28 protein-coding genes and 2 riboswitches are annotated in these 26,728 nt (G+C 45.5%); of the genes, 19 read left to right on the top strand and 9 right to left on the bottom strand.

Annotated features, from left to right (window positions below; all coding sequences use genetic code 11):
* Positions 1-46: 46 nt before the first annotated feature.
* Genes ACK1LH_RS01100 through ACK1LH_RS01115 form a run of 4 tightly spaced genes read right to left on the bottom strand, consistent with a single transcriptional unit; the run spans position 47 to position 2,997 of the window.
* Positions 47-544: a GNAT family N-acetyltransferase gene (locus ACK1LH_RS01100; protein ID WP_411334281.1), complete on the bottom strand. Its 498-nt coding sequence runs from the start codon at positions 542-544 to the stop codon at positions 47-49.
* Between the two features lie 53 nt (positions 545-597).
* A complete protein-coding gene (locus tag ACK1LH_RS01105) occupies positions 598-1,044 on the bottom strand; it encodes a DUF4385 domain-containing protein (protein ID WP_411334282.1) in 447 nt (148 codons plus the stop codon).
* Positions 1,045-1,084: 40 nt separating this feature from the next.
* Positions 1,085-2,044: a tetratricopeptide repeat protein gene (locus tag ACK1LH_RS01110; protein ID WP_411334283.1), complete on the bottom strand. Its 960-nt coding sequence runs from the start codon at positions 2,042-2,044 to the stop codon at positions 1,085-1,087.
* Complete coding sequence (locus ACK1LH_RS01115) at positions 2,044-2,997, bottom strand: ATP-binding protein (protein ID WP_411334284.1); 954 nt, start codon at positions 2,995-2,997, stop codon at positions 2,044-2,046. Before ACK1LH_RS01115 ends, ACK1LH_RS01110 begins: the two co-directional genes overlap by 1 nt.
* A 244-nt stretch (positions 2,998-3,241) precedes the next feature.
* Between ACK1LH_RS01115 and ACK1LH_RS01120 the strand changes: the two genes are divergently transcribed.
* Both ACK1LH_RS01120 and ACK1LH_RS01125 read left to right on the top strand, forming a co-directional pair.
* Positions 3,242-4,216 (top strand): ring-cleaving dioxygenase, encoded by a 975-nt coding sequence (locus tag ACK1LH_RS01120; RefSeq protein ID WP_035207649.1) that lies wholly within the window; start codon positions 3,242-3,244, stop codon positions 4,214-4,216.
* Positions 4,217-4,406: 190 nt separating this feature from the next.
* Entirely contained in the window at positions 4,407-5,135 is a 729-nt protein-coding gene (locus ACK1LH_RS01125) for a YqcI/YcgG family protein (protein ID WP_029566316.1), read from the top strand.
* Between the two features lie 44 nt (positions 5,136-5,179).
* Here ACK1LH_RS01125 and ACK1LH_RS01130 read toward each other — a convergent pair whose 3' ends face one another.
* Positions 5,180-6,421: an MFS transporter gene (locus ACK1LH_RS01130; protein WP_411334285.1), complete on the bottom strand. Its 1,242-nt coding sequence runs from the start codon at positions 6,419-6,421 to the stop codon at positions 5,180-5,182.
* 207 nt (positions 6,422-6,628) lie between these two features.
* Between ACK1LH_RS01130 and ACK1LH_RS01135 the strand changes: the two genes are divergently transcribed.
* The 6 genes from ACK1LH_RS01135 (at position 6,629) to ACK1LH_RS01160 (ending at position 12,191) form a co-directional block, all read left to right on the top strand.
* A complete protein-coding gene (locus ACK1LH_RS01135; RefSeq protein ID WP_029566318.1) occupies positions 6,629-7,240 on the top strand; it encodes a class I SAM-dependent methyltransferase in 612 nt (203 codons plus the stop codon).
* A complete protein-coding gene (locus ACK1LH_RS01140) occupies positions 7,241-7,732 on the top strand; it encodes a cupin domain-containing protein (RefSeq protein ID WP_411334286.1) in 492 nt (163 codons plus the stop codon).
* Between the two features lie 514 nt (positions 7,733-8,246).
* Positions 8,247-9,617 carry an aldehyde dehydrogenase gene (locus tag ACK1LH_RS01145; RefSeq protein WP_411334287.1) on the top strand — a complete coding sequence of 457 codons (1,371 nt, stop codon included), beginning with the start codon at positions 8,247-8,249 and terminating at the stop codon, positions 9,615-9,617.
* Between the two features lie 127 nt (positions 9,618-9,744).
* Complete coding sequence (locus ACK1LH_RS01150) at positions 9,745-10,470, top strand: ABC transporter ATP-binding protein (protein ID WP_411334288.1); 726 nt, start codon at positions 9,745-9,747, stop codon at positions 10,468-10,470.
* On the top strand, positions 10,467-11,480 hold the full coding sequence (locus tag ACK1LH_RS01155) for an ABC transporter permease (protein ID WP_029566322.1): 1,014 nt from the start codon (positions 10,467-10,469) through the stop codon (positions 11,478-11,480). Before ACK1LH_RS01150 ends, ACK1LH_RS01155 begins: the two co-directional genes overlap by 4 nt.
* Positions 11,481-11,534: 54 nt before the next feature.
* Positions 11,535-12,191, top strand: a complete 657-nt coding sequence (locus tag ACK1LH_RS01160) for a TetR/AcrR family transcriptional regulator (RefSeq protein WP_411334289.1) — start codon at positions 11,535-11,537, stop codon at positions 12,189-12,191.
* Positions 12,192-12,785: 594 nt separating this feature from the next.
* Here the strand turns inward: ACK1LH_RS01160 and ACK1LH_RS01165 are convergent.
* Positions 12,786-13,262 carry a CarD family transcriptional regulator gene (locus tag ACK1LH_RS01165; RefSeq protein ID WP_203289349.1) on the bottom strand — a complete coding sequence of 159 codons (477 nt, stop codon included), beginning with the start codon at positions 13,260-13,262 and terminating at the stop codon, positions 12,786-12,788.
* Positions 13,263-13,521: 259 nt separating this feature from the next.
* The gene (locus ACK1LH_RS01170) at positions 13,522-14,814 is read right to left on the bottom strand and encodes a Na+/H+ antiporter NhaC family protein (protein WP_411335052.1); all 1,293 of its coding nucleotides are present in this window, start codon (positions 14,812-14,814) and stop codon (positions 13,522-13,524) included.
* Between the two features lie 123 nt (positions 14,815-14,937).
* Positions 14,938-15,044, bottom strand: a riboswitch (SAM riboswitch).
* 170 nt (positions 15,045-15,214) lie between these two features.
* Here ACK1LH_RS01170 and ACK1LH_RS01175 point away from each other — a divergent pair.
* The 8 genes from ACK1LH_RS01175 (at position 15,215) to ACK1LH_RS01210 (ending at position 20,736) form a co-directional block, all read left to right on the top strand.
* A complete protein-coding gene (locus tag ACK1LH_RS01175; protein WP_029566326.1) occupies positions 15,215-15,841 on the top strand; it encodes a TetR/AcrR family transcriptional regulator in 627 nt (208 codons plus the stop codon).
* Complete coding sequence (locus ACK1LH_RS01180) at positions 15,838-16,710, top strand: GNAT family N-acetyltransferase (RefSeq protein ID WP_411334290.1); 873 nt, start codon at positions 15,838-15,840, stop codon at positions 16,708-16,710. The genes ACK1LH_RS01175 and ACK1LH_RS01180 overlap by 4 nt, the downstream gene beginning before the upstream one ends.
* A gap of 49 nt (positions 16,711-16,759) precedes the next feature.
* Entirely contained in the window at positions 16,760-17,077 is a 318-nt protein-coding gene (locus ACK1LH_RS01185) for a DUF3889 domain-containing protein (RefSeq protein ID WP_029286286.1), read from the top strand.
* A 151-nt stretch (positions 17,078-17,228) separates the two neighbouring features.
* Positions 17,229-17,606 carry a GntR family transcriptional regulator gene (locus tag ACK1LH_RS01190; RefSeq protein ID WP_029286288.1) on the top strand — a complete coding sequence of 126 codons (378 nt, stop codon included), beginning with the start codon at positions 17,229-17,231 and terminating at the stop codon, positions 17,604-17,606.
* A complete protein-coding gene (locus ACK1LH_RS01195; protein ID WP_411334291.1) occupies positions 17,596-18,465 on the top strand; it encodes an ABC transporter ATP-binding protein in 870 nt (289 codons plus the stop codon). Before ACK1LH_RS01190 ends, ACK1LH_RS01195 begins: the two co-directional genes overlap by 11 nt.
* Positions 18,462-19,160 (top strand): hypothetical protein, encoded by a 699-nt coding sequence (locus ACK1LH_RS01200; protein ID WP_411334292.1) that lies wholly within the window; start codon positions 18,462-18,464, stop codon positions 19,158-19,160. Before ACK1LH_RS01195 ends, ACK1LH_RS01200 begins: the two co-directional genes overlap by 4 nt.
* A gap of 130 nt (positions 19,161-19,290) precedes the next feature.
* A complete protein-coding gene (locus ACK1LH_RS01205; protein ID WP_029566331.1) occupies positions 19,291-19,890 on the top strand; it encodes a DedA family protein in 600 nt (199 codons plus the stop codon).
* Positions 19,891-19,977: 87 nt separating this feature from the next.
* The gene (locus ACK1LH_RS01210) at positions 19,978-20,736 is read left to right on the top strand and encodes a class I SAM-dependent methyltransferase (RefSeq protein WP_411334293.1); all 759 of its coding nucleotides are present in this window, start codon (positions 19,978-19,980) and stop codon (positions 20,734-20,736) included.
* Between the two features lie 441 nt (positions 20,737-21,177).
* On the opposite strand, the gene ACK1LH_RS01215 is transcribed toward ACK1LH_RS01210, so the two are convergent.
* Together ACK1LH_RS01215 and ACK1LH_RS01220 are read right to left on the bottom strand one after the other, a co-directional pair.
* On the bottom strand, positions 21,178-22,239 hold the full coding sequence (locus tag ACK1LH_RS01215) for an LLM class flavin-dependent oxidoreductase (RefSeq protein WP_411334294.1): 1,062 nt from the start codon (positions 22,237-22,239) through the stop codon (positions 21,178-21,180).
* Positions 22,240-22,319: 80 nt separating this feature from the next.
* Positions 22,320-22,426: riboswitch (SAM riboswitch) on the bottom strand.
* A 57-nt stretch (positions 22,427-22,483) separates the two neighbouring features.
* Positions 22,484-22,804 (bottom strand): thioredoxin family protein, encoded by a 321-nt coding sequence (locus tag ACK1LH_RS01220; protein WP_029286402.1) that lies wholly within the window; start codon positions 22,802-22,804, stop codon positions 22,484-22,486.
* 275 nt (positions 22,805-23,079) lie between these two features.
* Between ACK1LH_RS01220 and ACK1LH_RS01225 the strand changes: the two genes are divergently transcribed.
* The 3 genes from ACK1LH_RS01225 to ACK1LH_RS01235 all read left to right on the top strand — a co-directional run bounded on the left by ACK1LH_RS01225 (position 23,080) and on the right by ACK1LH_RS01235 (position 26,655).
* A complete protein-coding gene (locus tag ACK1LH_RS01225) occupies positions 23,080-24,165 on the top strand; it encodes a D-alanine--D-alanine ligase (RefSeq protein WP_203289356.1) in 1,086 nt (361 codons plus the stop codon).
* 99 nt (positions 24,166-24,264) lie between these two features.
* Positions 24,265-25,632: a UDP-N-acetylmuramoyl-tripeptide--D-alanyl-D-alanine ligase gene (locus ACK1LH_RS01230; RefSeq protein ID WP_411334295.1), complete on the top strand. Its 1,368-nt coding sequence runs from the start codon at positions 24,265-24,267 to the stop codon at positions 25,630-25,632.
* A 315-nt stretch (positions 25,633-25,947) separates the two neighbouring features.
* Positions 25,948-26,655 carry an alpha/beta hydrolase gene (locus ACK1LH_RS01235; protein WP_029286396.1) on the top strand — a complete coding sequence of 236 codons (708 nt, stop codon included), beginning with the start codon at positions 25,948-25,950 and terminating at the stop codon, positions 26,653-26,655.
* The last annotated feature ends 73 nt before the right edge of the window (positions 26,656-26,728 follow it).

Consider the following 26,728-nt stretch of genomic DNA (forward strand, 5'->3'; position numbering starts at 1 on the left):
AACCAGAAAAACCCTGACTCCGCATGAGTCGGGGTTTTACACATTTTTAAAGAAACAGCACCATATGCTCTTCATCAAAATAGATGCCGTTCGCTTTCAGGGCTCTTTTTTCATAGCCATATACTGAAAAGCCAAGAGAGGAGTAGAGATGGCGTGCAGACTGGTTGCTGCTGACAACAGAAAGCTGTAGCTGCTCTGTGTCTTCAAGCTGACCGGCATGGTTAATAGCCGACGTCATAAGCTTCCTTCCGATTCCCTTTCCCCGGTAAGCAGGAGAGACAAACATCGCGAAGATAGAGGCTTTATGTTTGAGTTTCGCTTTCGTTTCAGGGACAAGCGTAACAACCCCTGCAAGTGCATCCCCGTCAAAAGCGCCAAACGTAAATGTATGCTCAGCATCAAGTCTTGCTTTAAAGAAGTCGATTGTATAAAGCAGCTCTTCTTCATAGCTTGAACCAAACGCTTCGGGGCTCGATTTCAGGCCTTCAAGGCGGATGCCGCGGTATGCGGCGGCATCATGTCCGTTTAGAATCCGGATATTCATAGGTTCCTCCAATAATGATTTTAAGTAAGATTGCAGTGCCTGAACGAATTCATTCAGCCATACTTTTTCTGATGCTCTTTTTTCAATTTCAAATAGTCTTCATCTTCTCTGATCTTTATCCATTTCTCCTTGAAGATAGAAGCGGATTCCGCTTTTTCGTCGTCAATGTCACGCTCGTGAAGGTCGCCGTCTTCCTTGTACTTTCGCCCGCCCTTATAATTGGCGTATCGTCTGGCGCGGGTGTAGCCCATCTGGATGAACTTTCGCGCCATATCCATTCCGACAAAATCGCCGTTTTCTTTGTATTCTTCATACATCGCGTAAATCGTTTCTGAAGATTCCCTCGCAATTTCAGGCGTTTTAAACCGCCAGTGGGGAAGGATTTCTCCTTTATAAGGTTCAACAAGCAAAACGCCCTGCTCGCCTCTGCCGACCCGGTATTTTTCGGGATTCTTGCGAAAATCCGTATGTTCGAAGTCCTCATCATAATTAAATGCCATGTCCATCACCTCTGTACTCTTTACCCGAAAACAAAGAATGTTATCTGAAAATGGCAGCAAACAAACCGGTTAGGACGAGTGCGGCAAACATGGCGGCTGCGACAGCCTTCCCCCTGCTGATTTCAGGTTTTGCTTTCTTATAGCCAAGCCTCCGGCTGACAAGCTTCCCGGCTGTGAAACTGGTGATGTAATAGGGAACAAGAATCACGATCACATACAGCCATAAAAGCGGATTGAACACAATGAAGAAAAAAAGGAACACCGGCCAGAAAAGAATTCCGGCTTTTCTTCTGATGAAAGAATGAGTCTGCAGGATACGAAGCAAAAACCTGTACAGAGCATAGTCCGTTTTCAGCATCTCGAGGTATTGCTCTCTGTAATCCTGATCATCAGGGTCAATTGCAGCAGCGCTGCGGCTCAGCTCCCTTGCCTGCTTGAAATCGCCGCGGTTGAAGGCGGTATTGGCCAGAGTATAGTACACGTAGGGATTATCTTCATTGCTTTTCAAAGCCATCTGCTCGTATTCTTTCGATTTTTTCTTTTTCCCGAAAAGCAGGAGGAGATTGCTGTAGGCTGCAAGGTATGTGGCATCTTCGGTTTCATGAACAAGCGCAATCTCCATGAGCCCCAAAGCTTTCTTCCCTTTATTTTTCTGCAGGGCTCTCATTGCTTTGAGGTAATAGAGGTGAGCTGTGTCCGGATAGAGATGGAGAGCACTTTCTGCAGCCGCATCAAATGCTTTCCATTCACCAAGATTGAAGAGAGCCATGACAAGGATGAGGTGACCGGTGAAGTCTTCCGGATCTTTACGGAGGGCTTCTTTTGAAAAATGGACAGCTGCAGGAAAATCCTCTTTATCTGCATAGATCCTGGCAAGAAGCGAATACGAACGGGCATCCTCAGGATCAGAGGCAATCAGGGCATGTGCTTCCTCAATCGCCTGGCGGTAATTTTTCCACTCTGTCAGTTTGCGGATCCTCTCATCATAGATGCTGAACATCAGCGGATGCCATGTGCTTTCATATAGTCCAGAACGTGCTGATAATCCTTATTTGTATCGCTGAACGTTGCATAGTTCTTGGCGGTTGAAAACCATTCAAGCGTCGTAGGGTTACGGTTCTTTGCAGCTTTTAGGACATCTGCATGCGACATTGGCTGCAGGGAACCTTGTTCCAGTGAGCGTTCAATGGCTTTTGATACGGCATCATCCACAACCTGAGTCAGATCAGCTCCTGAAAAGTGAGAGGTTGCCTTAGCCACTTTCGTTAAATCAAGCTTCTCCTGAGGCTTATCTTTCGTTTTGAGCGTCAAAATCAGCTCGCGCTCCTCCTGTGAGGGAGGCGGGATGAAAATGAGAGAGTTGAACCTTCCCGGCCTCCGCAGCGCCGGATCAAGATACCAGGGTGTATTCGTCGCCCCGATGATGTACACCTGATCGTTGAACGACTGCAGTCCATCAAGCTCCAAAAGAAGCTGATTGACGATCATCCGGTCGTGGTGCTGGCTCATGCGGTGCCGGTTTCCCCCAAGGGCGTCAAGCTCATCAATAAACAGCACACAAGGCTTCTGCTCCCGTGCTTTCTCAAAAACATCATGCAGATTGTGCTCGCTCTGGCCGACATACATGGATAGAATGGCCTGCAGCTCAAGGTGGATAAAACTTGCATTGATCTCACCTGCAATCGCTTTTGCCAGAAATGTTTTCCCGCATCCCGGAGGCCCGTACAGCAGAAGGCTGCCGCCGCTCTTTTTACCAAAGGCCTGAAAAAACTCAGGCGACTGGATCGGCATAATAAAATCCATGCGAATCCGCTTTTTTACATCCTCAAGTCCGCCGACATCATCAAATGTCTCCTTCGGCTGAACCGTCTCAACCAGGCTGTTTTTATCCTTATCAAACTGAATCACTTTCAAATTTCTGCGCTTTTTATCATCATCTGAGCTCACAACCATACCTCCTGTACTGAACAATCATTCTTCTTTGATACTAGCAAAATATGAAAGTATTTCCAAGATGAAGAATACCTGGTTGGGGAGGGAGTTAAAACGACCGGGAATGCAGGATTTACATCCAACTATTGCAGATTTACAGCCAACATCCTATCAAATCCCAAATCATTGACATCTGCCTGCAGCGGGTGTATAGTATACCTATAATATCTCGAATTCAAGATAATTTTATGGAGGGATTTACATGCTGCCGTTAAAAGGGATTCACCATGTATCAGCCATTACAGCAAAAGCACCTCAAAACTATGAGTTTTATACGAAAACACTTGGTCTTCGCTTAATTAAGAAAACAGTCAATCAGGACGATGTATCTGTGTATCATTTGTTTTATGGGGATGAAAAAGGAAACCCGGGCACAGAGCTGACGTTTTTTGAAATCGCCAATGCTGGCAGAGTCCATGAAGGAGTCAACAGCATTTCGGCTACGTCGCTCCGCGTGAAAAGCGATGCGGCACTCTCCTACTGGAAAGAGCGCTTTGAGAAGCACAGTGTGGAGCACGGGGAGATTGCTGAAGCATTTGGCCGCCTGACTCTTTCTTTCAGGGATTTTGAAGGACAGCGTCTGATTCTGGTATCTGATGAGAACAACGCGGGAGTTGCCGCCGGAACGCCTTGGGAGAAGAGCCCGATTCCGGCTGAATATGCGATCACCGGACTTGGTCCAGTCAAGCTGACAGTGGCTGTTCCTGAAAGAACGATTGAAATTCTGACAGACATTCTTGGTTTCCGGGCGAAAGGCAGCTATCCGTCTGACGTACCCGGCCAGCCGGACATTCAGGTGTTTGAAACGGGAGAAGGCGGCACAGGAGCAGAGGTTCATATTGAAGAGCGCCTCGACCTGCAGCAGGAGCGTCTTGGACGCGGAGGGGTTCACCACGTGGCCTTCCGAGTTGAAAATGAAGAAGAAATGCACAAGTGGATTCAGAAACTGAAAGCTGAACGTATACCGAGTTCGGGATTTGTAGACCGTTTCTACTTCCGTTCCCTGTACTTCCGCGAGCCGAACGGCATCCTGTTCGAGCTTGCAACAGATGGCCCGGGATTTGATACGGATGAGGAGCTTGAGCATCTCGGCGAAGCACTCGCTCTTCCTCCATTCCTCGAGCCGCGGCGTGCTGAAATTGAAGCAAAGCTGAAGCCCCTGGATACATCACTCAGCTGACACAGTAAAACCCCGGTCTGATTTTAGGACCGGGGTTTTAGGTTTATTCATTAACTGTACAATAAAAACTTAAAGGACAAGGTCTTAATTAAACGTTTGTTTAATATTTATTTAATGGATTAAAGCACTTGATTGCAGGGTATGGAAAGATAGACAAGATGCTGTTCACAATCTTTTAAGGAGTGAAACGATGATCACGGTGCCTAAATTTTTGCTTGAAAAAGAAGATATGACCAATCCTGAAATCGTTCCCGAATGGGTCATCAGGGAATATCAGAATTTCAGAAGTGTCGTCACAAATAAAACCTTTCCGTGCTACTTCGGCATGGCAGCCGAAAAAAAAGGAGAGCTGAGATATGCGTACATATCAAAAGAAGACTGGTCCAATCTGCCGGAAGCCCTGATTGCGTTTAAAAAGCTGTTTGATGAAGCCGAGAAGCTCATTCGCCATGGTCTGTTCGTGTTCGTTGAACCGGAGGAGGACGAGAAATCGATTCCGTACTACCGGGAGTATTTCTGGAATGTGCTTCAGTACCTTCATGATATCGACAAAGAGCCTTGGCCGAAGGATTACCCGCAGGATCCGGATCATCACCTTTGGGCCTTTTCGTTTGCCGATGAGCCGTACTTCGTCTTTGGAAATGCCCCTGCATACAAGCAGCGGAAAACAAGAGATCTTGGGGCAAGCTTAGTGCTTGGTTTCCAGCCGCGCCGCATTTTTGAAGGGCTCGAAGGCACGTCAGAGGGAGGCAGCATGTCCCGCGAAAAAGTAAGAGAGCGGGTTGAAAAGTGGGATCAGCTTCCAAAGCACCCGAACATCAGCCACTACGGGGATCCCGATCACAGAGAGTGGAAGCAGTACTTTATCGGAGATGACATTGAGCCGATTAAGGGGAAATGCCCATTTCATCATAAGTAAGAAGAAGCTGCCTGGATTGCCCGGCAGCTTTTTTTCTGTGTGTACTATCTGTACTCCCTCAAATCCTTCAGCCTGAACCACCCGATCAGACCGATGACAGTAAGAAGGAAACCGCAAATGAGAAGCACTTGGCCGCCGCCAAAGATATCGGTGAAAAACGAAGCTGCGGCCAGACCGGCAGGAGGGAGGACACTTGTAAGAGCACCAATCGTCCCGAACACTCTTCCCTGCATGCTGCTCGTTACCTGAAGCCTGAGTATGACATTTATGAGCAGGGTACTGAACGAAAATAAAAATCCGATCAGCAAAATGACAGGAATCCCAATCATAGCCGAATCCACTTTTCCAAGGATGACATAGAGCGGTCCAAGCGCGATTGTACTGCCAAGAATGATCATGCCTCTGTGAACCAGTTTCTTTTCAAAAGCCATAATCAGTCCTGCCCCGGCCATATAGCCAAGCGGGATGCTTGCTTCAATCAGGCCGAATTCTGCAGGGCCCGCTTTCCACTCTCTTATGGCAATCACCTGAATGATCATCAGGGATGTGGTGAAAAACAGAATGAGAACAGGTGATAGAATCGTGATCGCCCGTGCGAACGGTTCTTGCCATATATATGAGAATCCAGTGAGGAAATCCTGCTTAAACGTTGTTTTCTCTGCAAAGGTCTGCCTGTGCTCGGGAAAATGTTTCACCGCGAGAACGAGAATCACAGATACAAAGAACATAAGCGCATCAATTAAAATGGCCGCAACCCCGCCAAAAGCCGCCACAAAGATTCCTCCTGCAGCAAATCCGAGTGTTCTTGCAATGTTGTCTGCAAGACTCATAGCACCTGTTGCTGCCTGGATTTTCTCTTTGCCGACCACATCAATGAGCGAGGCGTTAAATGCAGGACCTTTAAACAGCCCGGATAGCGCAGTGCCTGCAGTAAGCAGGATGATGACCCAGAACGGGGTTTCCACAGCAATTGCTGCGGCGAGGCAAACCACAAGCAGACCCCTGATCAAGTCTGATATCCACATCATTTTTTTCCGGTTCATCCTGTCTGCCGCTGTGCCTGCTATGGAGGCAAAACACGTGGTCACAAGCATATGAGTGATTAGGACCGCAGACATAAGGGCTGCACTGTCATAAGTTTTGAGCACCCAGATATTCAGGGCAATCGTGTGAAACGTTCCTCCGAAAATGGAAAGAGTATACGCGGTGAAGAGCGACAAAAAGGTTTTATTTGTCCATAAGCTTTGCTGCTTCAGCGAGACGTGAACAGACTGAGGTTCACCCATTATAGTCATCCCCTTTACTTAATCGTTTAAGTTATGCTGGTTCACTATCTATTTAAAAAGTAAAAGCAAAGAACTGACTTAAACGTTTAAGTTAAGAATATGCAGTTTCACCTCAGCTGTCAATCTCTCTTTTTTGAGGCGGGGATTGTTTACAATCATCCAATCGGTGATAAAGATAAGAAAAAGACGGAAATAGAGGTGCGGGACATGTTTTCAGCATTCACAAAAAATTTCAGCAGGCCAAAAGGATTTTTAGGAATTGTGGCAGGAAAGATCATGGCACTTGAGAATACGGCGATTAATAAATGGACGATAGGCAAACTGAGAATCAGGCCGGGAAACCGCATTTTAGAAATTGGATTCGGGCCGGGCTACAGTATCGGTTTCATGCTGAAGCATTATCGCAGAGTCATTATAGACGGGGTGGATGTCTCTGAAACGATGAAGGAGCAGGCGGAAAAGCAGTTCAGCACCTATGTGAAAAATGGACGCGTGAAATTAATGAAGGCCGATGCCGAAACAGTCGAGCTGCCTGCGAACACATACGACAAGCTGCTTTCAGTCAACAATTACACGATTTGGAATGACCCGAGAGCAGGGCTTGAAAATCTCACGAGATCCTTGAAGCCCGGAGGAATGGCGGCAATCACGATGCAGCCGAGGGAAGAGGATGCTTCAGCGGAAAAAACGAAAATGTTCGGCAGGCAGATCCGCGATGATATGCTCGCCTGCGGATATGAAGATGTTAGGGTATCCTTTAAAAAAGTGCGTCCTGAACTGACTGTCTGCGTGACAGGCATTAAAAAAGGAGGAAGATGAATGAACGTCCAGCATGAGCTGTTTGAAGGAGACGGAACCATTCCGAACAATACAGAGCTTCCGCTGCTCGTCTACAAAACCGCTTTTTCTGCTAAAGAAGAATTTGAACATGCTTTGAAAAAGAACAGCTGGAACGGAGCCTGGGTCAACGGAGTCTACACTTATCATCATTTTCACAGTTCGGCGCATGAAGTACTCGGCGTACTCAGCGGAAGGGCTGAGGTTCTTTTTGGAGGAGACGATGGACGCAAGCTTCTATTGGAAAAAGGGGATGTAGCCATCATTCCGGCCGGAGTCGGCCATAAATGCCTGCAAAAAGATGCGGACTTCCAAGTCATGGGGGCCTATCCTGACAATCAGGAAATGGATATGTGCACCGGAAAACCGGAAGAATACGAGGAAGCCATCAGCCGGATTAAGCAAGTGCCGCTGCCTTCAAATGATCCTTTTTTCGGGAAGAATGGACCGCTGTTTGAGTATTGGGAAGGTTGATTCTTGTAGGTGCTGAGGGAGTGGCGCAAAAAGCTTGTTGCGTTATAAGGGAAAGTGACACAACTCCCTAGAATGACGCCACAAAGCTGTTCGTATTATAAGTGAAAGTGGCGCAACTCACTGGAGTGACACCACAATACTGTCCGCATTATAAGGAAAAGTGGCGCAACTCCCCAGAGTGACGCCACAACCCTGAACGCATCGTAAGGGATAGTGGCGTAATTCACCGGAGTAGCGCCAAAAAGCTGTCTGCAATATAAGGAAAAGTGGCGCAACTCGCCGGAGTGACGCCACAACCCTGATTGCATCATAAGTGAAAGTGGCGCAACTCCCCGAAATGACGCCACAACCCTGTCCGTACCCTAAGAAAAGTGGCGTCACCGGCCGGACTGCCGTTTCAACTTACCTGTTTGAATGAATCCAGGTGTCAAAGGTTTGACACGATCACTTCATATCATGTACTATACGTTTATGAGATTAAACATATAAACACTTTAAAGGCGGTAATAATAATATGGACAACATACAATCCATTCTTGCGGCCCAAAGAGAGTATTTTTTAAAAGGACATACAAGAAAACTCGAAGACCGCAAAAAAAACCTGGTTCGTCTCCGCAAGTCGATAAAAAGAAACGAGCAGGCCATTATAGATGCACTGAATAAAGACTTAAACAAATCTGAGTTTGAGGCTTATACAACGGAAATCGGGATCCTTCTTGAAGAGATCTCTTTTGCCGGCAAACATTTAAAAAAGTGGGCAGCTCCTGAAAAAGTAAAAACGGCGGTTACCCATATCGGCACGAGAGGAAGAATTGTTCCTGAACCTTATGGAACCGCGCTGATTATCGCCCCGTGGAACTATCCCTTCCAGCTTGCTTTATCGCCGCTTGTCGGTGCCATATCGGCAGGGAATACGGCCGTATTAAAACCTTCTGAATTCGCTCCTGCTGTATCCGGCCTGCTGAAACGTATGATTGAAGAGACGTTTCCAAAGGAGTACATCGCCGTTATTGAAGGCGGTATTGAAACCAATCAGCAGCTGCTGGCAGAGAAATTCGATACGATTTTCTTTACCGGGAGCGTGCCGGTAGGCAAAATTGTCATGGAGGCCGCATCGAAGCATCTGACACCAGTTACCCTTGAGCTTGGGGGGAAAAGTCCATGTATTGTTCATAAGGACGCTGACCTTAAGCTTTCAGCGCGCAGAATTGCTTTCGGAAAGTTTACAAATGCAGGCCAGACCTGTATTGCACCTGATTATTTAATGGTTCATGAAGACATAAAAGAGGAATTTTTGACACTTCTGAAGTCAGAAGTTGAGCAGATGTTCGGCAAGGATCCTCTCCAGAACGAAAAGTACAGCCGAATGATCAGCGAAAAACATTTTGACCGTCTCACTGGGTTCATTAAAGAAGGGACGATTCTTCATGGAGGAGGGTCAAAGAAAGAGACGCTTACCATTGCTCCGACTATCCTTGGGGATGTGAACACAGATTCTCCTGTCATGCAGGAGGAGATCTTCGGACCGGTTTTCCCTGTGCTCAAGTACAGTGAGCTTAATGAAGCCGTCGCTTTTATCCAGGCACGTCCTAAACCGCTTGCGCTTTATTTATTCACATCAAGCAAGGAGACAGAAGAGCAGGTGGTCAGCAGGGTTTCTTTCGGAGGAGGCTGCATCAATGATACACTCATGCATATCGCAACTCCGCATCTGCCGTTTGGAGGAGTAGGTGAAAGCGGAATGGGCAATTATCACGGCAAGTTCAGCTTCGATGCTTTTTCTCACTATAAGAGCGTTCTGAATCAAACAACCAAATTTGACTTAAGCTTCCGTTATCCGAATGCGAAAAACGGGTTGAAGATTGTGAAGCGGCTATTGAAATAGAGGCGAACCTTTTTTAAGGTTTGCTTTTTTCTGCAAAAAATAAGTGATTACTCACTTTGCAAATCGTTCTCTGCGTCATATATTATAAGTGAGTAATCACTCACATTTAAGGATCGGAGGGGAAACGATGAGTGAACCAGCTATCGTACTTCAGTCTGTTTCAAAGTCATTTGGAAAGAAAGAAGTCATTCAAGATGTCACATTTAAAGTAGATAAAGGGGAGATATTTGGACTGCTCGGACCATCCGGTTCGGGAAAAACAACAATCATCAAAATGATTGTGGGGATTGAAGAGGCAACCAGGGGAAAGGCATACGTACTTGGAGTCGGGATGCCTGATTTGAATATGCTTAAGAATATAGGATTTATGGCGCAGTCAGATGCTTTGTATTCTGAGCTTACCGGAAAAGAGAATGTGTCCTTCTTTGCTTCGTTAAGCGGACTGAGAGGAAAGAAGAAAAAGGAAAGAATTCAGTATGTTCTTGATCTTGTCAATCTTACGGAGCATGCCGGAAAGCGAACCGGAGACTACTCGGGAGGAATGAAGCGCCGGTTATCGCTTGCAATTGCCATGCTGAATGAACCGCAGGTTTTAGTTCTTGATGAACCGACCGTTGGAATTGATCCGATTCTAAGGCAGTCCATATGGGAGGAGCTCGAGCGGATCAGGCATTCCGGTACGGCTATTGTCGTGACTACGCATGTGATGGATGAAGCAGAAAAATGCGGCAGAATCGGTTTTGTGAGAGATGGAAAGCTTATTGCAGCGGGTACGCCAGAAGAACTGAAAAGCGAAGCAAAAACGGCGACCATAGAAGGGGCATTTTTAGCATACGGAGGTGAGCGCAAATGAGAGTGATGGCCATTGTGATCAGAATCATTCAGCAGTTTTTCCGCGATAAGCGGACACTTGCGCTTATGCTTGTGGCGCCCCTGTTTATCTTGACGCTGATGCACTTTATTTTTGACAGTGAAGCCTATACGCCGAAAATCGGAGTGCATGGAGCTCCTGAACAGCTTGTCGCTGCTTTGGAGAAAAATGGCGCAGAGGTGGAGGAGTTCAGCAAAAATGCAGGCAAAGACTACATCGAAGAGAAAGATCTTGATGCATTTCTTGGTGTTGATCAAGGGAAACAGGAGATATTGGTTGAGGGATCAGATCCAAGCGTCAGTAAGTCTGTACTCGGGCTGATACAAAAAAGCGCACAGCCCGGACAGCAAGGGAAGGCAGACATTTCATACGTGCATGGATCAGAGGAAATGTCTTCTTTTGATTACATTGGTCCGGTTCTAATTGGTGTCTTTATTTTCTTCTTTGTCTTTTTAATTTCAGGTGTTTCGTTTCTGCGCGAACGCACAAGCGGGACACTCGACCGGATTATGGCAACGCCGCTTAAACGCTATGAGCTTGTCCTTGGTTATGTGATAGGGTTTGGTATCTTTACAACCTTTCAGGCGATCCTGATTTCCGCTTTCTCGATCAGTGTTCTGGATATGATGATGGAAGGCTCCTACTATTACGTGCTTCTCATAACCTTCTTGCTTGCGATGACATCTCTGACGCTCGGCACTCTCCTTTCTGCGTTTGCCGGCAATGAGCTGCAGATGTTTCAGTTCATTCCGCTGATCATCGTCCCGCAGGTGTTCTTTTCAGGTCTGTTTAAGCTGGAAACGATGGCGGAGTGGCTTCAGGCTATCAGTTATGCTATGCCTCTGAAGTATGGCGCTGATGCTCTGCAGGATATCATGATCAGGGGGAATGGCTGGGAGCAAATTGCGAATGATGTATATGTGCTGCTTGGATTTGCCGTTTTATTTCTTGTTCTGAACATCTTTGCTTTGAAAAAAGTGAGAAGACTGTAGTGACTGCTCATTTTCAGATATAATAAAAGTATTGATGAATGAGGAGTTTTTTAAATGAGTGAACACTTTTCCATTGAAGAGCTATTGAGGCTGACCGATGAAGATGTGAAAATGAGCGAAAAACAGAAAAAGGTCGTGGAAGCGGCCATTGAAATATTTGCTGATAAAGGATTTGCAGCTGCATCAACAAGTGAAATTGCGAAGAAAGCCGGTGTCGCAGAGGGCACAATCTTCAGACATTATCAGACGAAAAAGGATCTGCTGTTTGCAATCGTAAAGCCAACGATCACCAAATTTGCAGCTCCGTTCCTCGTGAAAAACTTTATTGGGGAGATTTCTAAGCAAAAACATGAAGATCCCGAACAGCTCATGCGTTTTATCCTGGAGAACCGGTATGAATTTGTGAAAAAAAATCAGCCTGTCGTAAAAATTCTTCTTCAGGAAGTATTCTTTCACGAAGAATTTAGAGGGGAAATCAGGAAAGTTATTGAAACACACGCCATGGAAAAGCTGAAGGAGCTTATCGTTTTCTTTCAGGAAAAAGAGGAAATGGTTGTAATGCCGCCTGAAACGGTGCTGAGGATGATTGTGACAAGCATCATGGGCTTTTTGTTTGCAAGGTTTATTCTTCTTCCGGATTTGGATTGGGATGATGAGGAAGAAAAAGAATATACCATTCAGTTTCTGCTGCATGGATTAATGAAAAAATAATAAGAGCCTGGGACAAAACCCTCCTCTGAACTGAAAAAGCCGGTGACATTTTACGAGGAGTAAAATGTCACCGGCTTTTATACTTTTTAAATTAAAATATGAAAATTCACTGCCAACCACTAAGGCAGCAGGGTGAATTCCTGAATAACACAGAAAAAGGTGAATTATTCGAAGCCCAGCCTCTTTTATATTTGACCATATGGTGTTACCAATTCGATTATCTTTTTTACATTAAGAAGAAAAAATCACCATTCAATATTGATTGTATTTTCTGGAAATAACCGGACTGGATACTATTTTGTATACCTAAAACAATGAAAGCCCTACCTCTCTTTCATCCTTACGGCTCCTTGTCCGCGCCAGTGTGAGTCAGGATTGCAAAAATAACTATTTTATCGAGTTTTTTGATGAAACTTCAAACGTTCGTAAAAGAAATTAAAAAATAGAAATGGATTAGATTGCAGAAATAACAAAAGAGGTGAATGCTCTAATAGTGAGCTGAAGAAGTGGGCTGTTTTTGAAAAGATTTGCTTTTAATAATAATCATATTCCCGTAAGATTCAGGAAGTTGTAAGACATTATCTATAATCAGCCTTAACAGAAACTATTTATTTGATGATCAGTGATCCCTTTAATGACTCCCAGTTCACTAATCAAAAATTCATGTGCGCTATCCAGCATTTTTTTTTCGCTTGTATTAAGTGCTTTTTCTTTCTTCATACGCATTAAATCACGTATAACTTCAGCACCTTCTTGTATGTTACCGGTTTTAATTTTGTCCGTGTTCACTTTATACCTTTGTTTCCACGACAGTAATCTATCTGATTCTCCATGCTGAAAAATGTGTATGATGTGCTTTAATGCAAGTATGTCAGTAACTGGGCGTATACGTGAACTTAGTATTTTATCCGTAGGAATCATGACTTGCATATTGCCTATTAACATATTTATGACATAATATTGTTGATTTTTTCCTGATATTTCCTTATCTTCTATAGCTTTAATGATACCGACTCCGTGCATTGGATAAACAATGTTATCGCCAATTTGAAACAAATAATCCACCTCCATATATGGTAACCTTCTAAAGCTTAACATATAGATTATTTTTTATCAAATTTTTTAATAATATCATAAATTTATTTTGTGTGTCAACTACTTTTTTCTTTGAAGATCAAAAAAAGAAAATGCAACAGGAAACGTGTCGGATTACCAATAAAGGGAAGGTGGATTTTCCTGCGAATATCAAAAAAAAGCATACTAATTTCTATGCAAATTAGTATGCTGATTGATATATGATTTACCGTGTTATTTAGGACGCTGTTTTTTCTTACGCTGCTTTTCTTTTAAACCGCGGAAACTGTATCAAAATCGCCACAATACCACATAGAGCAATCAGTATCGGATAAAACGAGTACGGCAGAATGCTTGTCGGGGAGATGGAAGCAAATTCAGCCGCTGAAAGCATCTGCGCACCGTATGGGATCAGTCCCTGGATGCTGCATGAGAAGATATCGAGAAGACTTGCTGATTTTCGTTTATCGATTTCATACTTGTCCGCCATATCTTTGGCAAGAGGGCCCGTTGCAATAATCGAGATTGTGTTGTTTGCCGTTGCAAGGTTCGTAGAGCTGACAAGGCCCGCAATCGCAAATTCTGCCCCTCTTTTAGAAGAAATACGCTTCGTCATGGTTTCAAGAATGAAGTGAATGCCGCCGTTTCGCTTGATCAGCTCTACCATACCGCCAATCAGGAGCGAAAGAATGACAAGCTCAGCCATTCCCATGATGCCGTCTGTTATTTTCTGCAGAAACGCTGTTAGTGTGTAGCTTCCGTCTGCCATTCCAATAACTCCGCCGAGGATAATGCCTCCTGCTAAAACAGCAATGACATTTACTCCAAGCAGTGCTGCTGCAAGAACCCCGATGTAGGGAAGCATTTTTACCCAGCTGTAAGCTTCAGGTGTAACGGGTGCCTGTCCGCCCAGTGTGATGACGACAAGCACAATGCACGTAATAATGGCTGCGGGCAGCACGATAAAGAAATTTGCTTTGAATTTGTCCCGCATTTCTGTTTGCTGTGTTCTGACAGCTGCAATGGTTGTATCCGAGATGAACGATAAGTTATCTCCGAACATGGCACCGCCAATAATGGCACCCATTGCAAGTGCAACTGAAATGTCTGCCTCTGCACTTATTCCGACTCCAATTGGCGCAAGAGCCGCAATCGTTCCTGTAGAGGTACCCATCGCAAGTGAGATAAACGCGCCGATGATGAACAGCCCTGCAATAAGCAGGCTTTGAGGCAGGAAGGACAGCGCCAGGTTAACCGTCGACTCAACGGCTCCCATTCCTTTTGCCACTTCCGAAAAAGCACCCGCAAGAATAAAGATAAAGACCATGATCATTAAGTCAGGGTGTCCCGCTCCTTTTGAGAAACTCTCCACTTTTGATGTGAAGCTTTCTTTTCGGTTCATGATAAGGGCTGCTGCTGCGGCAATAAGGATTGCCACAAGAATCGGCATTTTATAGAAGTCTCCTGTGATGATGCCCGATCCCACAAATAGTCCGATGAAAATAACGAGGGGCAACAGCGCCCAGCCGTTAGCTTTTGTGTCCATAATAACCACCTTCCGTTTCTTCCGTAATCATAGTGTTCCGCTCTCTGCAGATAAAATTGCCTGCATAAAAAAAGATCTCTTCTTGAAGACAAGAAGAGATCCTATATCCGGAATGGAAATAAGCTCTTCTCATTTTTCAAGCGCACGGCTTGCTGGAATTGGCACAGCACTCTAAATGCGAGTCCGCTGCCGAGGCATCACAGGGCCAGTCCCTCTGCCTCTCTTAATAAGAAGATGATATGTGTGTTTTAAAAAATACCTTTACTACATTAAGGGGTTGCGGTGCAAAAGTCAAATGGCAGTTTTTACTCAATTTATAATCAAAATTGTTTGAATTTTTCACTGTGTATGGAATAATATGGACTATATAGTCGGTTTTATAAAAAGGAAGGGCGGGCTGCATGTGGCTCCAATTGTATCAGAGGAATATAAGGAGAAGAAGAAGCGGCATATTCTGGACAGCTCTCTGAAGGCATTCGGGGAAAAAGGATTTCAGCTGGCCACCATCGATGACATTGTAGCTGAATCCGGATTGAGCAAAGGAGCCATCTATAACTATTTCAAAAGCAAGGAAGACATTTATCTGCAGCTGATGCAAAGGAAGACGGAAGAGAATATAGCAGGGCTAAAAGAACGTTTCCGTAAAAAGGAAACGGCCGAAGAGAAACTCAGACAGTTCTTCAAAAACTATCTGGAGATCAAGCTTTCACCGGACTGGCAGCGGATGATCGGGGTTCACCTTGAGTTTTGGATTCATTCAGGACGGGATGAAGAGCTGAAACGGGTGATGACCGCACGGTATGAAGAGGTTTACCGGACGCTGCTGATGGAGGTTTTGCAGGAAGGAATTGATCAGCTGGAATTCCGGCCGGATGCGGATCCCGCTATTATCTCGTCATTGGTATGGGGAACAATTGACGGCACCTGCCTTCATTATTCTGTCATCGGAAACGATTATCCGTTCCGGGAACAGATGAAGACACTTGAAGAAATGGTGTTTATGTACGTAAGAAAAGGGGAGAGAGAATGATTACATGTAAACGGCTGTCCCAATGTACACTTCAAGATGCATTGATTGCATGGAACAAGGGGTTTGAAGGCTATGATTTTGATATGACTCTCACACTTGAAGCCTTTCTGAACAGACTTGTATTTGAGAATCTTTCACCCGCGCTGTCCATTGTGGCTTTTGACGGAACCGAACCCGTCGGACTGATCTTAAACGGCGTCAGGTCCATTGACGGCAAAAACATCTCCTGGAACGGAGGCACCGGAGTGGCCCCTGCATACCGGAGCAAAGGCGTAGGGAAAAGAATGATGGAAGAAGTCCTGTCCATCTATGAAAAAGAAGGAGTCCACACGGCTACACTTGAAGCACTTTCGCATAATAACCGGGCAATCAAGCTGTACGAGAAGATGGGATATCAGACGGCAGATCAGCTTGTTCACCTCGGATATTCGGCTCCATTGACACTCGATCCGCCCGCTCTAACGCATGATATTCACTGGGAAAAGCCGCATAATTTAGCGGAGCACTCTTTTTGCAGCAGGCTAATTCCATGGCAGGTGCAGTGGCAGAACATTCGTGACGGTGAAGCGCTGCTTGCGGTTGAGAACGGAAAAACGATTGGCTATGCCCTTTCAAAACGCAAATACGATGAAGAAGGAAAGCTTTCCGGGATTCTCCTGTTTCAGTGCGAAGCTCACCCTGAGCATGAAAACAAAGAAGATGTCCTTAAATCTTTGCTGCACGAAGCATTTGCGTTTTCAAATAAAGCTGACATCAGCAGGACAGCCGTGAATTTCCCGAGAGCTCATTCTGTCTGCGGCATTCTTGAAGACGAGGGATTCATCGTAAAAGCAGAGCAGGTCTTTATGGTAAAAGAGATGACTGCATAAAGTTCAGTCCTCTGCAGACCCTATGAGAAAAAGAAAGCGGGTGCTGCACATGAACCGGATCCTTATTCTTCTGCTTCTATGTCTTCCGGCCGTTCTTGTTCAGGAACAGACTCAAGCCTCGGCTGAAGCTCACGTTCAGTCGTACGAAGAGTACGGAAGAGTAGCTATGAAAAAAACGATGGAAAAATACCCCGGTGCACAGATCACCGATTATCTTCATGTCGGGAAGAAGACAAAAGGCATCATCTCAACAGAAACCTTCAAGCTTGTTCTTAAGGAGCGGGGCAAAACGTTTGAGATTTTCGTCTATGTGGAGTACAGCGAAAAGACGAAAAAGGTAACGAACGTAACATTCAAAGACGCATAAAAGAAACGGATGGCAAATGCCTCCGTTTCTTTTTTTTGCCTATATTTATTGAAAAAGTTTACAAATAAGTTTGACAATGATTGCCAATAGGATATATAGTTAATTACATAAGTAACTAACCAATGAACAGACAGGAAGAGGGGTCAGTCACATGAATCCATTTTTAGACACTGACAGGCCGATATTTCAGCAGATTGCAGAACAGGTTGAAGACGATATCATCAATGGCTTAGTGCAGGAAGGAGAAAGGGTGCCGTCAACGAATGAATTTGCAGCGCACTATCAGATCAATCCTGCAACTGCAGCAAAAGGAATTAATCAGCTGGTTGAAAAGGGCATTCTTTTTAAGAAAAGGGGAATTGGGATGTTTGTAGCAGACGGGGCAAAGAGCAAGCTGGTTCATCAGCGCAAGGAGCAGTTTTTTGAAGCCTATATCCTGCCGCTGAAATCCGAGGCGCAAAAGCTGAATATCAGTGTGAGCGATTTGAAAGAAATGCTTGAAAAAGGGGGCGGAGCAAATGAACGTTAGCATCACGGGGTTAACAAAAGAATATGGGAAAAAGAAAGCATTGGACGCCATTACAATGCAACTTGAAGGGAATAAAATCTACGGCCTTCTCGGCAGAAATGGAGCAGGCAAAACCACGCTGATGCAAATTCTTGCAGGGCAGGTCATGCCTGATGGCGGCGAGGTTCTGATCGGCGGCCAGAAGCCGTTTGAAAATCAGGCAATTACAGAATCGATCTGCCTTATCAATGAAAGCGAAAATTTTAAAAAGGGAATGAAAATCGGCGACATCTTCAAGTTTGCCGGGTACTTTTACCCGAACTGGAGCCTTGAAACAGCTGAAAAACTCCTTGAGGAATTTTCACTGGATAAGAAAATGAAAGTTAAATCCCTGTCAAAAGGAATGGAGTCTGCGCTCGGAATCACAGTAGGACTCGCAAGCCGCTCGCCTATCACCATCTTCGATGAACCGTATATCGGCCTTGATGCTGCAGCCAGAAGCCGGTTTTATGATCTTCTGCTGGAGGAATATGAGGTCCAGGAAAGAACGTTCATCCTTTCCACACACCTTATCGATGAAGTCAGCAGGCTGCTTGAAGAAGTGCTGATTGTTTCGGACGGAAAGCTTTTGATGCAGAAAAATGCCGATGAGCTGCGTGAGGAGTCGTTTATCGTAAACGGCCCAAGATCAGATGTATCCGCATTTACAGCAGGAAAGAATGTCATTCACCGCAAAGCATTCGGCAGCATGGAACAGGCGGTGCTGTACGGGGAAAGCAAATCAGAGGCACAAAAAGCAGGACTCAAAGTAGAGCATGTGCCTGTGCAGGAATTGATGGTTTACTTGACAGAAAAAACGAAAGGCGGGGTATCAGCATGATCAGACAGTGCCGCGGCATACTGTTGTTTGAAGTATTGGACATCCGTAATTCCCTTACGATCTTCTGGAGTATTCTCATTGCATGTATGGCTTTATCCTACGGAATTCAGTTATCAGCTGGAGGCAATTTGACGGTTTCAAGCGGAATGGCCGTTTACATTTTCAGCTCGATTGCCGGTTTCCTGACAGTAAAAGAAACGTATCCGTTCAGCATCAAAATGGGTGCGACAAGACGGAATTATTATGTGACGACAAGCTTGTTCCTGCTGATGCTTGCATTGTTTATGGCTGCTTCCCATACGGTATTGATTATGGTGCTCGAAGCGATGGAAGCCTTTGGACCAGGCGAGCTGAAATTGTTCTACCTATCGATGATCCTTGAAAGTGAGTTCCCGTATTTGACGAATTTTTATGTGGATACTGCCATTTGCTTCTTTCTTCAGGCCATGTTCTTTGTGCTTGGAAGTATTTTTTACCGCTTTGGCCTCCTTGGCGGATATGCTGCTATTGGTCTTGCTGCAGTCCTTCTGTTTATTCCGGCCGTTCGGGATGAATTTATCGCAGTAATATTCAAATTTGGAGGAGAACAGGCGCTTGCATACCACGGAGGCCTGATGGGGGTTGGAGCACTTCTATTAGTGTTAGGATGGTTTATTCTCATAGGTGCCGCTGCCAAATCGGTGATGACAAGATAAAGAGAAAGCAGACCGTTTCCGGTTTGCTTTTTTCAGTTTTTAAGAGATTAGAGGAAGAGGAACAAGCATATATATGTGTGAAAGGCTTGGCCGCACAGGCTGCTGAAATATGAAGAGAAAAGGAGCCATTATGAAGGAGCTAATTTACTCACTGCTTGAGACGCTTGCAGATCTTGGTTATTACGGGATTGCGCTCGGTTTGATGATTGAAATCATTCCGAGTGAAATTGTGCTTGGCTACGGAGGATATTTGATTTCACTCGGCCGGGTAGACTTTACAGGAGCTGTCATCGCCGGAGTTGTCGGCGGAACCTTAGCGCAGCTTTTTCTTTATTGGATGGGGTATTACGGAGGAAGACCTTTTCTTGAGAAGTTTGGAAAATATCTTTTCATCAGCAGCCACCATCTGGATCTATCTGAAAAATGGTTTGAAAAATACGGAGCGGGCGTTATTTTCACGGCAAGATTTATCCCAGTTGTGAGGCATGCCATCTCCATTCCTGCCGGGATTGGGAAAATGCCGCTATGGAGATTCACCGTATACACGGCTGCAGCCATGATTCCCTGGACTGTTTTCTTTTTATATATGGGCATTCAGCTTGGCACAAACTGGACACAGATCAAAGAAAATGCAGAGCCGTACGTGCTGCCGATGATTCTCATTATGACGCTTGCAGGCATTGGCTATTATTTAATGAAAAAAAATGAAGCAGGAGAAAAGAGAATCTAAGCGAATTAAACAAACGTTTGATTAAATGTATGTTGGATGCGTTTAGGGCTATTAATAATAGTAGAATGCGCGGCAAGGGGGATATGAATGTTCAGCCAGTACAGCAAGCTAGCAACAGAAGTATATGATTTAGACAAGCCGGTGGGCCATTCCTTTGGCGATCTTGAGTTTTACCGGGAACGTCTGCGTGAAGTGAAGGGGAGAATCCTTGAGCCGGGTGCGGGGTCCGGAAGAGTGTACATTCCTTTGCTCGAGGATGGATTCGCCATTGAAGGCTTAGATAACTCTGCGTATATGCTTGATTCATGCCGGAAGCGATGTGAGGAAAGGGGACTTCGTCCAGTGCTCACAGAAGCAAGCATGAGTGAATTTAAGCTTCCGGGCAAATTCGAGGCGATTATTTTGCCTGCAGGCACATTTCTGCTGATTGAAGACCGGAGGGAATCTGTTCATGCGCTGAAGAATTTTTATGAGCATTTAACAGAGGGCGGCAGACTTATTCTGGATCTTGACCTGCAGCCGGAAAAGCAGCTGAATCAGGTGTTCACCAGCATGTGGGAAACGCCCGATCAGCACATCATCACAATGGAGGCAAAGCAGGTTGAGTACAGCGTGCTTGAGCAGTATTCCGTGACCTATCTGAAGTATGAAAAGTGGAAAGACGGAAAGCTTTCAGAAACCGAGCTGCAGAGGTTTGCCATGAGGTGGTACGGAGTGAAGGAATTTAAGCTGGTACTAGAACGCCTCGGCTTTACAGACATTGTAATTTCTGCGGACTATACATATGGAGCAGCACCGGAGCATGACCGGCAGACGATTACGTTTGAAGCTGTAAAACCGGAATGATGAAAAGGGAAGAGGGCTGAAGGGCGGTACTGGTTAAAGTCCCGGAAAATTGGTGCCTCGGTGGTTTTTGCTGACAGTTGATTGATTACAGTTTTTAGCCAATACATCCAGAAAATAAAGTGGACTGAATCGGAAGGCACTTGACTCCTTGTCCAGCTGCAGCGCTCAGGCTCCTCTGTCAGAACAAAATCCCCCAAAAAGTCAAAACCGGACTTTTCGGGTGATTTCTTATCTGACTGCCGGAGCAAAACGGGCGCTTCCGCTTTTCTGGGGATGAAGAGGGCGCTGGAGACCCCGCAAGCGCAGCGAGGAGGCTCCAGGCACTCCCCGCGGAAAGCAAGTGACTGGAGCGCAAGGGAACGGGTACGTTAAGTGCTAAATTGAAAATAACGCACAAAACGCTTGGCAAATAAGATCCAAGCGTTTTTCTGCGTCAATCAATCAAGTTAACGATGAAAACGTGCTTTCTTTCCGTTTCTTTTCCACAAGCGGCATGACCTGTAATGAAAAGCGCTCCATTTCTTCAAGCTGCGGCGAGAACTGGAGGAGGAGTAAATCAAGTCCTGCCTCTTCATACTCAAGGATCTTGTCAGCAATCTGCTCAGGAGTGCCAATCAAATTTGGACGAAGCCCGCGGTTTGAAACCGAATAGTCATAGAGCTCAAGCTTTTGTTCAAGCTGGGATTTCGTCGTGAAGTCTTTGTAACCTGCATAGGCGGAAGATTCTTTAACATCTGTTATCCGCTTCAGCTCCTGCTGCACTTCTTCTTCGGTATCCCGGCAGATGATGTAGGCAGCCATTCCGAACGATTGAAAGGGCTCTTTTCCGCGTGCTGCCCGCAGCTGCTTCATGCCGTCAATCTTCGTTTTGATTTCGTCTGCCGTTCCCCCGTGCATCACATAAGCATCGCAATGCTCAGCGATCGTTTCTTTTCCGCGCGGACTTTCTCCTCCTGCATAGAGAATTGGATTAGGCTTTTGCACCGGCTTCGGTGAAAGGCGGGCATTCATCAGGTCATAAAACCTTCCCTGATACGTAAACGTTTCTTTTTCCCAAAGCCCCTTCAGGACTTCAATAAATTCTTCGGTCCGGTCGTAGCGCGCGTCGTGCTCTGTAAAAATGCCGCCGTACTGCCGTGCCTCTTCTTCCCACCAGGCGGAAACAACGTTCAGGGTAAACCGCCCATTGCTGATGTGGTCAATGTTTGCTGCCATCTTTGCCGTGACAGCAGGGTTGTGGAAGCCGGGTCTGACTGCTGTCATAATTTCAATTTTCTCTGTGACGGCGGCAAGAGCGGCAGCAGTCGTCCAGGCTTCAAGCGAATCATGCTCAGGTCCCTTAATATCATTTAAGTAAAGCTCGGCGATAAGGGTGGTGTCGTAGCCCCACTCCTCTGCTTTTTGGATAACTTCCTTTGCGTAGGCGTAAGTAGGAGGCATTTTTTCATCTTCTACATTTCTGAGCCATCCCCCGAAGATTGGCAGCCAAAAACCGTATTTCATTGCGGAATCCCCTCTCTAATCTGCATAAAAAAGCCCCTCTTGTTAGACAAGAGAGGCTGGTTCTGCTGTGCAAGTTCTAGCTCTCATCTTTCAAACAAACTGTTTGCTGGAATTGGCACGGTTTCTGCTGTCAGATCCGTTGCCGAGGCTTCAAAGGGCCATATCCCTCCACCTCTCTTGATAAGAAACGTATGAAATTAGTTGTATCATAAAATAATTTGATTAGTATGTCAATTCTAAAAAATCAGCCCAGCTTCTCCTGAAGGAACTCCGTCACCTGGTCGGGAGTCTTTGCATTCGCACTGTGAAGGTGTCCGAGCTTCTCGCCGTTTTTAAAAATCAGGATGCTCGGAATCCCCATAACCTGGTACTTCTCTGCAATTTCAGGGAACTCATCTTTATTGATTTCATACCATTCATATGAGGAATAGGATTCCATAATTTCGCCGATAAACATATTCATTCTTGTACAGTCAGGGCACCAGTCTGCGAAAAATTTGATTAGCACCTCTTGATCTTGGGTAATTAATGTTTGGAACTGTTCTTCTGATGTAATTGGTTTCATGAATCAGACCTCCTTGCCCTTATTTTAATACAAAACAGGTGTTTTGCATGCAGGAAATGCCTGATGCATGAAAAAGTGCGCAATGATTGCCGGCAAAAAACAGGATAAAGACAAACGCGCTTACATCGCCTGCCTTACTGAAATTGGAAACGCCTTTAAAGGACGCAAATTGTGCCTTTGCCCGAATGTTATAAAGAAATCCATGATGGGCTATAACAATTTGGGCCGAAAGTGATAATATAGTAGAGATGAACTTTTCTTAGGGGGATATCCGCATGAAAATTAAAGTTGGATTATTATATGGAGGCAAGTCCGCAGAGCATCAGGTTTCCCTGCAGACGGCACTTGCTGTTATAAAAGCACTTGATACGAATAAATTTGATATACATCCGATCTACATTTCCGAAAAAGGCGAATGGTTCCGCGGACCCAAGCTTACTGAGCCGGCAGCTTCACCTGCTGAGCTTCAGTTCAGCCAAAATGGCACAGCGGTTTCTCCGGTTGCGCTCAATCAGGATCTTTTCCCTGCAAAAGCAGATGAAACGAACGAACAAATTGATGTAGTATTCCCGCTTCTTCACGGACCGAACGGTGAAGACGGCACTGTTCAGGGCATGCTTGAGCTTCTGAACCTTCCGTATGTCGGAAACGGTGTCCTTGCGTCTGCAGCAGGAATGGATAAAGTGATCATGAAAAACTTGTTTGCCCAGGCAGGACTTGAGCAGGCTAACTATGTTTCCTACATTAAGAGCGAGTGGAAAAAGGCGCCTGAAGAAGCTTACGATAAAGTGGAGCAGGAGCTTGGTTATCCTTGCTTTGTTAAGCCTGCCAATCTGGGCTCAAGTGTCGGCATCAGCAAATGCAAAGACCGTGCGTCACTTGAAAAAGCATTCGCAGAGGCATTTGATTATGACCGTAAGATCATCATTGAAGAAGGCATCATCGGACGCGAGATTGAAATCGGCGTCATCGGAAATGATGAGCCGATCTGTTCGGTTGTCGGTGAAGTTGCTCCTAAAAAAGAATTCTATGATTATAAAGCGAAATACGAAGACGGCGACACGGACATGATGATTCCTGCGCAGGTTACGGAAGAAGAATATGAACTGATTAAAGAGCTTGCCATTAAATCCTTTAAGGCAATCGACGGATCAGGACTTGTACGCGCAGACTTTTTCCTGACAGAAGACGGAAAAGCGCTGATCAACGAAGTGAACACAATGCCGGGATTCACGCCATACAGCATGTTCCCGCTTCTTTGGAAGCATACAGGCGTTGAGTACCCTGAGCTTATCGGGCGTCTTGTCGAGCTTGCCCTTGAACGCCACGAAGGCAAGCAGCAAATTAAACACACGTTTTAAGGAAAGCCTGGAAACACTATTCATTAAAGAATAGTGTTTCTTATTCATTGTCCAGAAGGCTTGAACAAAGTTTACATAAAAGAAGGGAGATTACAGCGCATGATTAAACGTTCTTTACGCGACATTCAGACAATGGCGGGAGGATCAGGCCTTGCGCCCCAACATGAAAACACCATGATCCACGGCATTACAACGGATTCCAGAAAGATTGAAGCAGGCACGCTGTTTGTGCCGATAGCCGGAGAAAACTTCGACGGCCATCATTTCGCCGAAAAGGCTCTTGCTGATGGAGCGGCGGCCACTCTTTGGAACCGTTCAAAACCGAACCCTCCTTCAGGTGCCGTCATTCTGGTTGAAGACACATTGGAAGCTCTTCAAACCCTTGCAAGCAGCTACCTTGACCAGCTGAACCTGAAAGTTGTAGGCGTGACAGGAAGCAATGGAAAGACAACCACTAAAGATATGGTGGCAGCACTGCTTTCAACAACGTACCGTGTCCACAAAACGCAGGGGAATTTCAACAACCATATCGGCATGCCTCTTACGATTCTCAGCATGACGGAAGATACTGAGGTAGCTGTGCTTGAAATGGGCATGAGCAACTTCGGGGAAATTGAACTGCTTTCAAATCTTGCAAAGCCGGATGCTGCGATCATTACCAACATAGGGGAATCCCACATGATGAATCTGGGCTCAAGAGAAGGAATCGCAAAAGCGAAGCTTGAAATTGTCAGCGGCCTCAAACCCCAAGGTGTGCTGATCTATGACGGGGAAGAGCCTCTGCTTGAAGAGCGTGTTCAGAACGCTTCATATAAAAAGGTTTCATTCGGAGCTTCTGCTGAAAACACGTATTCTCCCGAGGGAATCAGACACACAGAAAAAGGCACGTTTTTTACCATTCGCGGACGCGGGGAAGAACTGTTCCTGCCTGTGCTTGGAAAGCATAATGTCGGGAATGCTCTCGCTGCCATTGCTGCAGCTGAATTCCTTGGCGTGACAGAGGAGAAAATCAGCGAAGGGCTGAAGAATATTCAAATGACGGGCATGCGCCTTGAATTGACGAAAACAGAAGGCGGCCTTGCCGTTATCAATGATGCCTATAATGCAAGCCCGACATCTATGAAAGCTGCCATCAGGCTTGCGGGCGACTTGGACGGATACAGCCGGAAAATTCTTGTTCTTGGAGATATTCTCGAGCTTGGGGATGACATGCAGGTTCAATTTCACCGTGAAGTTGGCGAAACAATCGATGCAGCCGAAACGCAGCATCTTTTCACATACGGTAATCTTGGGGCAGAAATAGCCGAAGGGGCAAGAAAGAATCTTGATGACGGAGTGATTCACGTCTACCAGGATAAGCAGGAGCTCATTAAAAGTCTGAAGCAGACGGCGAAAGCGGGAGATCTTGTTCTTGTAAAAGCCTCGCGCGGAATGAAGCTTGAAGAGGTTGTTCAAGCTCTTCTCTAATTATGAAATAAAGCAGCCGGTCCTTCTTTTGTCTGTCAGAGAAACACGAAAAGAAAGAGGGAAGGACCTTGGTCCATGACGTTCAGAAAATAAATGGAGAGATAACGAGTACGACAAGTCCGACACCGATGGAATACGGCGTAAGCTCACTTACAACTTCATATGCACTGTTTTTTAATACGGTCATGATGAACGCTCCTTTTTGTTTTGAAATATAGTAACCCAGGGTACTTTTTATATACCCGGGTTCTTTTTTTTCAATCCTCTTATTTTTAAAACCCGGTATAAAAATATGTTCATTCGGGAGAGAGTGATATGAAAGGATGCCTTTGTATACACGGTTTTACTGGAGCTCCTTATGAAGTGGAGCCTCTCGTCAGCTATTTGCAGGAACGGACGGACTGGGTGCTGAAGACGCCGACGCTTCCGGGTCACGGAGAAACGCCGAGCCTGAAGGGGATCGAATTCAGCGAATGGATTGCGCACGCTGAAAATGAGCTCAGGGATTTGCTTGAAGAATGTTCCGAGGTCTATATCATAGGCTTTTCAATGGGCGGCTTGATTGCAGCGTATTTGGCCTCGAGGTATCCGGTTGAAAAGCTTGTGCTGCTTAGTGCAGCTGCACATTACTTAAATCCTCGCCAGATGCTGCTTGATGTGAAAGGGCTGCTTGCAGATGCCATCCGGGGAGAAGGCGCAAAGAATGAACTTTTTATCAGATACAGAAAAAAAGTGATGGAAACGCCGATTGCTGCAGCTCTGCAATTCAGGAAGCTCGTCAGGTATATTCGTCCATTATTGGAGAAAATAACTATACCTGTACTGATTGTTCAGGGAGAATGTGACGGAATGGTGCCTGTCAAAAGCGCTGTTTATATTTATGAAAAAGTCCGTTCAAGGCAGAAGGAGCTTTGCTTTATGCCGTGTTCGAAGCATCTGATCTGCCACGGGGAAGAGTTTCCGGAGCTTGCAGAAGTGATAGAAAATTTCTTAATGGCACAGACTAAGACAAGTGTGAAATAATACGCCTTGTTGTAAAAGTATATAAAAAGTGATATGATTGAATTTAAGTGTTTACGGGCTTTTATAAGCTAAC

Origin of the sequence: Metabacillus indicus (assembly GCF_046603695.1) — a bacterium.
Taxonomy (GTDB): domain Bacteria; phylum Bacillota; class Bacilli; order Bacillales; family Bacillaceae; genus Bacillus_P; species Bacillus_P indicus.